Annotated in this window: 8 protein-coding genes; 5 read left to right on the top strand and 3 right to left on the bottom strand. The window is 64.8% G+C overall.

The features are described 5' to 3' along the window. Positions 1-118: 118 nt before the first annotated feature. Both B4A72_RS07710 and B4A72_RS07705 read right to left on the bottom strand, forming a co-directional pair. Complete coding sequence (locus B4A72_RS07710; RefSeq protein WP_292958683.1) at positions 119-1,282, bottom strand: mandelate racemase/muconate lactonizing enzyme family protein; 1,164 nt, start codon at positions 1,280-1,282, stop codon at positions 119-121. Positions 1,283-1,414: 132 nt separating this feature from the next. After that, on the bottom strand, positions 1,415-2,320 hold the full coding sequence (locus B4A72_RS07705) for a LysR family transcriptional regulator (RefSeq protein WP_292958681.1): 906 nt from the start codon (positions 2,318-2,320) through the stop codon (positions 1,415-1,417). A gap of 205 nt (positions 2,321-2,525) precedes the next feature. Here B4A72_RS07705 and B4A72_RS07700 point away from each other — a divergent pair, with 205 nt between their 5' ends. Genes B4A72_RS07700 through B4A72_RS07685 form a run of 4 tightly spaced genes read left to right on the top strand, consistent with a single transcriptional unit; the run spans position 2,526 to position 7,716 of the window. Continuing rightward, on the top strand, positions 2,526-3,488 hold the full coding sequence (locus B4A72_RS07700; protein ID WP_292958679.1) for a tripartite tricarboxylate transporter substrate binding protein: 963 nt from the start codon (positions 2,526-2,528) through the stop codon (positions 3,486-3,488). 12 nt (positions 3,489-3,500) lie between these two features. After that, entirely contained in the window at positions 3,501-5,522 is a 2,022-nt protein-coding gene (locus B4A72_RS07695; protein ID WP_292958677.1) for a tripartite tricarboxylate transporter permease, read from the top strand. Between the two features lie 30 nt (positions 5,523-5,552). Then, a complete protein-coding gene (locus B4A72_RS07690; RefSeq protein ID WP_292978297.1) occupies positions 5,553-6,623 on the top strand; it encodes a tartrate dehydrogenase in 1,071 nt (356 codons plus the stop codon). A 19-nt stretch (positions 6,624-6,642) separates the two neighbouring features. Continuing rightward, the gene (locus B4A72_RS07685) at positions 6,643-7,716 is read left to right on the top strand and encodes a tartrate dehydrogenase (RefSeq protein WP_292958673.1); all 1,074 of its coding nucleotides are present in this window, start codon (positions 6,643-6,645) and stop codon (positions 7,714-7,716) included. A gap of 40 nt (positions 7,717-7,756) precedes the next feature. On the opposite strand, the gene hpbA is transcribed toward B4A72_RS07685, so the two are convergent. Beyond that, positions 7,757-9,793, bottom strand: a complete 2,037-nt coding sequence (hpbA, locus tag B4A72_RS07680) for an N-methyl-L-proline N-demethylase HpbA (protein WP_292958671.1) — start codon at positions 9,791-9,793, stop codon at positions 7,757-7,759. 148 nt (positions 9,794-9,941) lie between these two features. Here hpbA and B4A72_RS07675 point away from each other — a divergent pair, with 148 nt between their 5' ends. Next, entirely contained in the window at positions 9,942-10,589 is a 648-nt protein-coding gene (locus B4A72_RS07675; protein ID WP_292978296.1) for a TetR/AcrR family transcriptional regulator, read from the top strand. The last annotated feature ends 201 nt before the right edge of the window (positions 10,590-10,790 follow it).

Genomic DNA, 10,790 nt, shown 5'->3' with positions numbered 1-10,790 from the left:
CCATGCCCGGGCCCTGTCGGGCGCCCCGCCGCCGTCCCTCATCGCCCGTTCGATCCCGCTGCGCGCGCCCCTTCTGGTCAATACGCGGATCGGTCCGGCGGCCCGGGCCAACGAATCGCTATTCGGCCAGCGACCTCATCTCGGCGGCAAGATCGGCCTTGCCCTCGAACCCGATACCCGGAAGGTCCGGCATGGTGATGTGGCCATCCTCGACGGCGACGCCGTCGGGAAAGCCGCCATAGGGCTGAAACAGGTCGGGATAGCTTTCATTGCCGCCCAGACCAAGGCCCGCCGCGATGTTCAGCGACATCTGATGGCCGCCATGCGGAATGCAGCGTCTGGGCGACCAGCCGAACTGGCGCAGCACATCAAGCGTCCGCAGATATTCGACAAGCCCGTAGGACAGAGCGCAGTCGAATTGCAAAAAGTCGCGGTCCGGGCGCATCCCGCCATAGCGCAAGAGGTTGCGGGCATCCTGATGCGAGAACAGGTTCTCGCCCGTGGCCATCGGCGGATCGTAGAATTCCGACATCGCGGCCTGAAGCGCGAAATCCAGCGGATCGCCGATTTCCTCGTACCAGAACAGCGGGTAATCACGCAGCATCTTCGCATAGGCAATGCCGGTTTCCAGATCGAAACGGCCATTGGCATCGACCGCCAGTTGCGCCTGCGAGCCGATCTCGTCCAGGACGGCCTCGATCCGGGCACGGTCCTCGTCGATCGGGGCACCGCCGATCTTCATCTTCACGACGGTATAGCCCCGATCCAGGTAGCTGCGCATCTCGGCCCGCAAGGCGCCGTTGTCCTTGCCGGGATAATAGTAGCCACCGGCGGCATAGACGAAGACCCGCGGATCGGCCTTGCGGTCATGCATCCGGGCCAGCAGGCGGAACAGCGGCTTGCCGGCGATCTTGGCCACCGCGTCCCAGACCGCCATGTCGATCGTGCCCACCGCGACCGATCTTTCGCCATGCCCGCCCGGCTTTTCATTGCCCATCATCGCCGCCCAGATCCGATGCGGATCCAGGTTGTCGCCGGCCTCGTTCATCAGGCTTTCGGGCGCGGCCTCCAGGATCCGGTCGCGGAAACGTTCCCGGATAAGCCCGCCCTGACCGTATCGGCCGTTCGAATTGAACCCGTATCCCACGACCCGGCGGCCGTCGCGGACCACATCTGTCACGACGGCGACCAGACTGATCGTCATCTTGCTGAAATCGATATAGGCGTTGCGGATCGGCGATGCGATCGGCCTGGTCGTTTCGCGAATGTCGATGATGCGCATGGCTGAACCTCCCTGCTTCTGCCGGCATTGCACCGCCTTACGATGTCGCGGCGATCCTGGCCACGGCCAATCGCGGCCCCGGGTCCCGGTCCGCGGGATTTCGAACCGCCAAGCGCGGCATCGCCCCGGCGCCTATGGAAGCTGGAGGCGGGACGATTGCTCGCGGATGCGGTCGCGCAGGATGTCGATGAACATGCGCACCTTTGCCGAAAGGTTCAGCCGTTCGGGATAGACGGCGAAGATATCCGCCCGCATCGCGTGGCGCGGCAACACCACCTCCAGCCGCCCTGCCCTGACATGGCGCGCGATGTCCCATTCGGAGCGCAGCATGATGCCATGCCCGCCCAGAACCCAGGAGACGGCGATTTCTCCGTCATTGGTCGAAAGCCCGCTTCTTATGCGCACGCTGTCATCGTCGCCGAAGCGCCACACGTCATAGGCCGCGTGTTCCTGCCGCAGAGCGATGCAGGCGTGATCTTCCAGATCGGACAGCCGTTTCGGCCTGCCATGCGCACGCAGGTATTCCGGCGAGGCGATCAGGACACGGCGGTTGCGCAGCAGCAGCGCCATCACATTGCGCGTCGCGGTTGGCTCGCCGAACTTGATCTGCAGGTCGAATCCGTCCTCGACAAGATTTGCAGGCGCATCGGTCAGCACCAGTTGCGCCTGGACATCGGGAAAGCGCGCCGCAAAGACCGCAAGCGCGGGCGCGACATGTTCGCGGCCGAACTGGAAGGTGGCGTTGACCCGCAGCGGCCCCTGCGGCGCGGCCCGCGTGGCCGATATCGCGTCTTCGGCCAAGGCGATCCGGCCCAGGATGTCCCGCGAGGCGCGCAGATAGGCTTCGCCCTCCGAGGTCAGGCCAAGACGCCGCGTGGTGCGATTGACCAGCCGCACGCCCAGCCGGTTCTCCAGACGGGCCAGCCTGCGGCTGACCGCGGATGCCGTCAGCCCCAGATCCAGCGCCGCCTCGGACAAGGTGCTGCGCTGCGCCACGACGGCGAAGAAATGCATGTCCGTCACGGCCGGCATGGTCATCCCATCTGTTCCCTCAAATCAATAATGATGTGAATAACCGGAATTTCCCAGCCCCCGTTTCATCGACTACAGTTTCCGTAGGGTCTGAGAGGACAGGCCCGACGAATCCGGGACCCGATCGGGGAAAGTCCCACGAACCACGGCGGGATTCCGGCCGCCCGAAGGCGTTGGATCGTCTTCGGGTCAATCTGTCAGGGAGGAAACCATGAAGATCAGAACGCTATTCGCCGCGACCGCCACCTTGGCCGCACTGGCGGCATGGCCTGTCGCGTCGCAATCGACGGCCGATTTTCCGACCAAGGCGATGACCTATATCATCCCCTTCGATGCCGGCGGAGAATCCGATATCTCGGCGCGCTTCCAGCAATCGGTGTGGAAGAAATATACCGGTCAGGACGTGATCATCCAGTATCAGCCCGGTGCCGGCGGCGCGCAGGCCTGGTCGCAGCTCAACGACATCGCCGGCGACGGCTATACGATCATGGGCATCAACCTGCCCCACACGATCCTGCAACCCATGGAAGGCAATGTCGGATATACCACCGACGACCTGACGCCGGTGAATTATTTCCACTATACGCCGAACGCCATCCTGGTGCCGGCAGACAGCGAATTCAAGACGCTTCAGGATCTGATCGACTATGCCAAGAGCAATCCGGGGATGGTGACATTCGCGGGCTCGGGCTCGAAATCGGCCAACAATCTGGCGCAGGCGCAATTCGACGCGGCGGCGGGCACGACGACGACCTATGTGCCGTTCTCGGGCACCGGTCCGTCGATCACGGCGGTTCTGGGCAAGCAGACGACGGCGGGCTTCAATTATGCCACTTCTGCGATCGCGCAGGGCGACGCGCTGCGGATCCTGGCGGTCGCGGCGGAAGAACGGATGCCCGCCTTCCCCGATGTTCCGACCTTCAAGGAACTGGGGCTCGACCTTGTCGGAGGCGCCTATCGCGGTGTCGCGGTTCCGGCCTCGACGCCCGAGGATCTCCGTCAGCGCATCTCCGACATCGTGTCCGAGATCAATGCCGATCCGGACTTCGTCAAGAAGATGGAGGATGGCGGTTTCGTGCTGACCGACTTCACCTATGACAAGATGCCCGAATTCATTGCCCGGATGAAAGAGGAATACGCAACCAGCGCCAAGGCTCTGGGCATCGGCCAGTAAGAGGCCCGGTGAATGGAACTGCTTGGCTATTTTCTGGACGCGCTGACGCCGCTGAACCTGGCACTGGCGCTGGTGGGCGTCGTGCTGGGAACCGTCATCGGTGCGCTGCCGGGCCTGTCGGCCACGATGGCGGTCGCGGTCCTGGTTCCGTTCACCTTCTCGATGGATCCCGCGTCCGGTCTGATCGCGCTTGGCGCGATCTATACCGGCGCCATCTATGGCGGGGCCTTCGCCGCGATCCTGGTCAATACGCCCGGCACGCCCTCGTCGATCGCGACCACCTTTGACGGCTATCCGATGGCGCGGCGCGGCGATGGCGGGCTGGCGGTGACGCTGGCGACGCTGGCCTCGGTCTGCGGCGGGATCGTCGGGGCGCTGGCGCTGCTGTTTCTGGCGCCGCCGCTGGCGCGCGTCGCGCTGGCCTTCGGGCCGCCGGAATATTTCTGGCTGGCGATCTTCGGTCTGACACTGATCGCGGCGCTGTCGGTCGGCAACACGCTGAAGGGTCTGATCGGCGCCTGTCTGGGTCTGCTTCTGTCGATGGTCGGCGTCGCCGTGGTCGGCGGGGATGTGCGGCTGACCGGCGGGCTGCCGGCCTTTCTGGGCGGAATCGATGTCGTCTCGGCCCTGATCGGGTTGTATTGCGTTCCGGTGATCCTGGATCTGGTCGCCACCCGCGCCGCGCATCTGAAGGTGGAACTGGATGATCGCGGCTACCGGCTGCGCGAGGCTTTCGGCATCGCCTGGGCGTCGAAATTCAACGTGGCGCGGTCTTCGGTGATCGGCACGGTCGTGGGCATTCTTCCGGGCGCGGGCGGATCCATTGCGGGGCTGGTCAGCTATACCGAGGCCCGGCGCGCCTCGACCCGATCGGCCAATTTCGGCAAGGGCGAACCCGATGGCGTGATCGCGACCGAGGCGGCCAACAACGCCACCGTCGGAGGCGGTTTCATCCCGACCCTGGTGCTGGGAATTCCGGGCACCCCGCCCGATGCGATCATCCTTGGCGCGCTGCTGGTCCAGGGGATCAAGATCGGCCCGCAGCTTTTCACCAGCGAAGCCAATATCGTCTATACCTTCATCTACGGCCTGCTGATCGCGACGATCCTGATGCTGCCGGCGGGCCTGCTGATCGGTCGCTATGCCTATCGTTCGATCATCGCCTTTCCGAAGTCGCTGCTGGTGCCGACCATCGCCTTCCTGACGGTCGTCGGCTCGTTCGCGATCAACTCGAACGTTCTCGATGTCCAGATGATGTTCGTGCTGGGAATCGTCGGCTGGGTGCTGAACCGCTACGGTTTCCAGCCCTCGCCCATCGTGCTGGGTCTGGTTCTGGGCCAGATCGCGGAACAGGGCTTCGTGCAGACCTACCTGATCGGCAACGCCACCGGAAATCTGTTGGGCATGTATTTCGGCCGTCCCATCAGCATCGGCATCATCCTCGCCGCGCTGCTGTCGCTGGGCTATCCGTTCTATGCCGAATGGCGGATGAAGAAAAAGCCCCGCCAGCCGCTGACCGAGATCGCGATGCAGGCCGAAAGCCATCCGGTTCGCACGGACAGGGCGCCGCAGGATGGCCCGCGCACGACCGACCGGGGCGCGTTGATCGCGGGCGCGGCCTTCGTGGCCCTGGGCGCGGTGGCGCTGGCCAACACGACCGGGCTCAGCCCGATGGGGTCGGTCTTTCCGCGCGCCATCTCGATCCTGCTGATTCTTCTGTCGGCGGGGTTGATGGTCCTGTCCGTGACCGGCCGGGGCGTGCGCGCCTCGCCGCCCGAGGCGGCCGAGACATCGCGGCGAAGATTGTTGCTGGGCGCGGTCTTCGGGCTTTGGGTCTTCGTCATGCCGTATCTGGGTTTCGCCGTCACCGGGCTGGCCGCCTTTCTGGGAATGATGGTGATTGCCGAACATGACAGCACAAGCCGCCTGGTGTGGCTGCGCCGCGTGCTGATCGCCCTTGGCGTGGTCGGCCTGTTCTGGCTGCTGATGGCGCGGGTGCTGCTGCTTCGGATGCCGGCGGGACTGTATTTCTGATTCGTCCGAAACACGAACCATGAGGCTTAGATGAACACGAATCATGCGCGAATAGCGGTGATCCCCGGAGATGGCATCGGCAAGGAGGTCATGCCCGAAGGTGTCCGTGTGCTGCAGGCCGCGGCGGCCCGCTATGGTCTCAGCTTCCAGTTCGAGGATTTCGACTTCTCGTCCTGCGACTACTACGACAAGCACGGCCAGATGATGCCCGATGACTGGAAGGACCGGATCGGCGGACATGACGCGCTGTTCTTCGGCGCGGTGGGGATGCCGGATCGGGTGCCCGACCACGTTTCGCTGTGGGGGTCGCTGATCCAGTTCCGACGCGAATTCGACCAGTATGTCAGCCTTCGCCCGGCACGTCTGATGCCCGGCGTCACCTCGCCGCTGGCGGGACGGAAGGCGGGCGAAATCGACATGATGGTCGTGCGCGAGAACACCGAGGGCGAATATTCGGCCGTCGGCGGCAGGATGTTTCCGGGCACCGACCGGGAAATCGTGATGCAGGAGACGGTGATGACGCGCACCGGCGTGGATCGCATCCTGCGCTTTGCCTTCGATCTGGCCGAAAGGCGCGGCGGGCGGCTGACCTCGGCCACCAAATCGAACGGCATCGCGATCACCATGCCCTATTGGGACGAACGGGTGGCCGAAATGGCAAAGTCCTATCCCGCAGTCAGCGTGGACAAGTATCACATCGATATCCTGACCGCGATGTTCGTGCTGCATCCCGACCGTTTCGACGTCGTGGTGGCGTCGAACCTGTTCGGCGACATCCTGTCCGATCTGGGTCCGGCCTGCACCGGCACCATCGGCATCGCGCCCTCGGCCAACATCAACCCCGAACGCAGGTTCCCGTCGCTGTTCGAACCGGTCCACGGATCGGCGCCCGATATCGCCGGACAGGGTATCGCCAATCCGGTCGGTCAGATCTGGGCCGGCGCGATGATGCTGGACCACCTGGGCCAGGCCGAAGCCGCCGCGCAGATCGTCGCCGCGATCGAGCGTGTGCTGGCCGAACCGGCGCTGCGCACGCGCGACCTGGGCGGGACCGCCGATACCAAGACCTGCGGCGCGGCGATCGCCGACGCACTGGCCTGACGGGATGACGGAGCGGAAGATGAAGACCTACAGGATCGCATCCATTCCCGCCGACGGGATCGGCCCCGAAGTGATCGCCGCCGGCCTTCAGGCGCTGGAGACGCTGGCCCGGCGCGACGGCGGGTTCGATCTGGACGTGACCGAATTCGACTGGAGTTCGGCGCGCTACAAGGAAACCGGCGCGCTGATGCCCGAGGATGGCCCCGAACAGCTGAAGGCTTTCGATGCGATCTTCTTCGGTGCGGTCGGTGCGCCCGACGTGCCCGATCATATCACGCTGTGGGGGTTGCGCCTGCCGATCTGTCAGGGCTTTGACCAATATGCCAATGTCCGGCCGACCAGGATCCTGCCGGGCATCCAGACGCCCCTGGCCGGCGTGACGGCGGACGATCTGGACTGGGTGATCGTGCGCGAGAATTCCGAGGGCGAATATTCCGGCCATGGCGGCCGTGCCCACAGGGGAATGCCCGAGGAGGTTGGCACCGAGGTTGCGATCTTTACACGCGCGGCGGTCACCCGGATCATGCGCTATGCCTTTGCGCTGGCCCGCTCGCGGCCGCGCAAGCTGCTGACGGTGGTGACGAAATCGAACGCGCAGCGTTTCGGCATGGTGATGTGGGACGAGATCGCGGCCGAGATCGCCGTCGAATTTCCCGATGTAGGCTGGGACCGGATGCTGGTCGATGCGATGACCGTGCGCATGGTCAGGAACCCGCGCAGCCTGGACACGATCGTGGCGACCAATCTTCACGCCGACATCCTGTCCGATCTGGCCGGGGCGCTTGCCGGCAGTCTGGGCGTGGCACCGACTGCCAATATCAACCCCGAGCGGCGCTTTCCCTCGATGTTCGAACCCATCCACGGCTCGGCCTTCGACATCGCCGGCAAGGGCATCGCCAATCCGGTCGCGACCTTCTGGACGGCCGCGCAGATGCTGGAACATCTGGGCGAGGCCGGGGCCGCCGCGCGGCTGATGCGCGCGGTGGAAAAGGTTTGCGCTGACGGGGTGATGACCCCCGATGTCGGCGGCAGCGCAACGACGCAGCAGGTGACCGACGCCCTCTGCGACGCCATCCGCGGCGACAACATCTAGCCGGAAACGGCGGCGACGGCCTGCCGCCGTGACCGCACGGCTAAAGATCCTTGACCAGCCGCAAGGCGTCGTAGATCGCGGCGTGAGTGTTGCGCGAGGCCACCGCATCGCCGATGCGGAACAGCCGGAACCGGCCTGCGGGGTTCGGGGCCAGGTCTTGCGGCGCGCCGGTGCTCAGCGCCTCGTAATCCACCTCTCCGAGATTGCAGGACAGCGGCTTCAGCGCGAAATAGAGATCGTCCAGCGGGCGGGTTCCGTGATTGACGACGACCTGATCGACCATCCGGTCGCGCGTCATGTCGCCGTAATCGCTGCCCAGGATGGCGCGCAGCATGTTCCCCACGCGCACAACCGAGGTCAGCCGCCAGGTGACCGTAAAGGTCGCATCGCGCCGCTGGAGGCTGCGCATATAGGGAACCAGGTTCATCGCCATCACCTCGGGTGCGAAGCTGCGGTCGGGGGTGACGATCTCGACAGATGCACCGGTCGCCGCGATCAGATCGGCCGCCTGCAAGCCGGGATGATCGCCCGCATCGTCATAGACCAGCACATTGCTTCCGGGTTTCACATCGCCCGACAGGATGTCCCAGGCAGAACAGACCAGATCATTGCCGGCGGACAGAACCTCGCTATGGGGCAGGCCGCCGGTGGCGATGATCACGGCCTCCGGGTCGGTTGCCATGACCGCCTGGTCATCGGCCAGGGTGTTGAAGTGGAACCGCACGCCGGCCTTCTCGCATTGCGCCATCCGCCAGTCGATGATCGAGATCATCTCGCGCCGCCGCTCTTGCCGGGCGGTCAGCCGGATCTGCCCGCCCGGCCGGTCGGCCGCCTCGAAGACCGCGACCGCGTGGCCGCGCGCGGCGGCGACGCGGGCAGCCTCCATGCCGGCGGGTCCGGCGCCGACGATGGTGATCCGGCGCTTGTCTTTCGCCCGGGGGACCACATGCGGCATGGTCAGTTCACGGCCGGTGGCCGGGTTGTGAATGCAGAAGGCCATGCCGCCCTGATAGATCCGGTCAAGACAGTAATTGGCGCCGACACACGGACGGATGTCGTCCTCGCGCCCCTCGATCACCTTGCGGACCAGATGCGGGTCGGCCATGTGCGCCCGGGTCATGCCGACCATGTCCAGCTTGCCCGACGCGATCGCATGGCGCGCCGTCGCCACATCGGGGATCCTGGCGGCGTGGAAGGTGGGAAACTGCGTCGCGGCCCGAATCTCGCCGGCGAAATCCAGATGCGGCGCGCTGCGCATCCCCTGGATCGGGATCACGTCGGTCAGGCCGGGATCGGTGTCGATATGGCCGCGGATGACGTTCAGGAAATCGACCAGACCGCTGTCCTTCAGCTTGCGCGAAACCTCCAGCCCCTCGGCCTTGCCCATGCCGCCCGGCAAATCCTGGTCGCCGGTATAGCGCAGCCCGACGATGAAATCCGTCCCGCAGCGATCGCGGACCGCCCGGATCACATCGAAGGCAAAGCGCAGCCGGTTGTCCAGATTGCCGCCAAAAGGCGCTTCCAGATCGTTGGTCAGCGGCGACCAGAATTGTTCCAGCAGGTGGCCATAGGCCTCCAGTTCGACGCCATCGACGCCCGCCGCCTTCATGCGTTCGGCCGCATCCGCAAAATCGCCGATCACACGGGCCATGTCCCAGTCTTCCAACCGCTTCGGAAAGGCGCGATGGGCGGCTTCACGTTCATGGCTGGGTGCCAGGACGGGCAACCAGTCGCCCGTGTCCCAGCGGGTGCGACGGCCCAGATGGGTCAGCTGGATCATCACCGCCGCACCGTGATCGTGACATTCATCGACCAACTGCTTCATCCAGCCGACGACCTCGTCCTTCCAGACGAGGATATTGTTGAAGGCCGGCGGGCTGTCGCGCGAGACCGAGGCAGAACCCGCCGTCATCGTCAGCGCCACCCCCGCCTTCGCGCGCTCGACATGATAGGCGCGGTAGCGGGCCTTGGGCATTCCGTCCTCGGGATAGGCCGGTTCGTGGCTGGTGATCATGATCCGGTTGCGAAGCGTCAGGTGCTTCAGCTGATAGGGCCGCAAGAGGGGATCGTTCGACATCGTCCTGCCTTCCTCCGGATGGAAAATCCGGGTGCAAGTTCGCAAAATTGTTCATGAGTGTCAATTTTGAATTCACTTATGGACATTGCGACAACATGAAAGAACAATTTCTTGATGCCCGCCGCGATAACGCTTACAGCTTGATGCCATGAAACAGGCTGCCCCCCCCGACAAAGGATGGCGCGGCTCTCGCCAGGGCTGGCTGGATGCGGCCTATGAGGCGCTGATCGAGGGCGGCATCGATGCCGTCAAGATCCAGCCCCTCGCCAGACGGCTGGGCCTGTCGCGAACCAGCTTTTACTGGTTCTTCGGTGAACGCGAGGCATTGATGTCCGCGCTGATCGCCGAGTGGGAGGCGCGGACCACCGCGCCGCTGGTCGGGGCCAGCACCGAATATGCCGAAACGCAATCCGAGGCGATGCTGAACGTGCTGGCCTGCTTCCTGACCGGCATGTTCGACGCACCACTGGAATTCGCCGTCAGAAGCTGGGCGTTGCAGGAGGCGGATATCGGCGCGCGCACGCAGGCGGCCGATACGGACCGCCTTGCCGCGCTGCGCGACCTGCTGATCCGGTGGGGTCATGCCGAACAGGGTGCCGATGTCCGGGCGCGAACGATCTATCTGACACAGATCGGCTATATCTCGATGCAGGCGCGCGAGGACCTGGATACGCGGCTGGCGCGCATTCCGACCTATGTCCGGATCTTTACCGGCCAGACGCCGACACCGCGCGAGATCGCGCGCTTCAACGCCCGCGTGCTGGCATCGGCCGATGGCAATCCGGCACCAGGCTAGGCCATCCGGAATCGGTCTTTTTCGCCATTTTCGGAAGACGGCACCTTGGTCGTTCATTCCGGCGCCATGGTCGCACCAACCGATCCCGGGATCGGTCAACAAGCGGCGCTGCCCGTTTTCGGGATCGCGTTCTTGCCGGCAAGCCCGGAATCGCGGGAACTCTCCGGCAAGCAGCGGGTAAAATCTGGTGGGCGGTGAGGG

Origin of the sequence: Paracoccus sp. UBA5162 (genome assembly GCF_002413585.1) — a bacterium.
Taxonomy (GTDB): Bacteria; Pseudomonadota; Alphaproteobacteria; order Rhodobacterales; family Rhodobacteraceae; genus Paracoccus.
The sequence above is the reverse complement of the archived record's forward strand: the minus strand, read 5'-3'. Positions and strand labels throughout refer to the sequence as shown.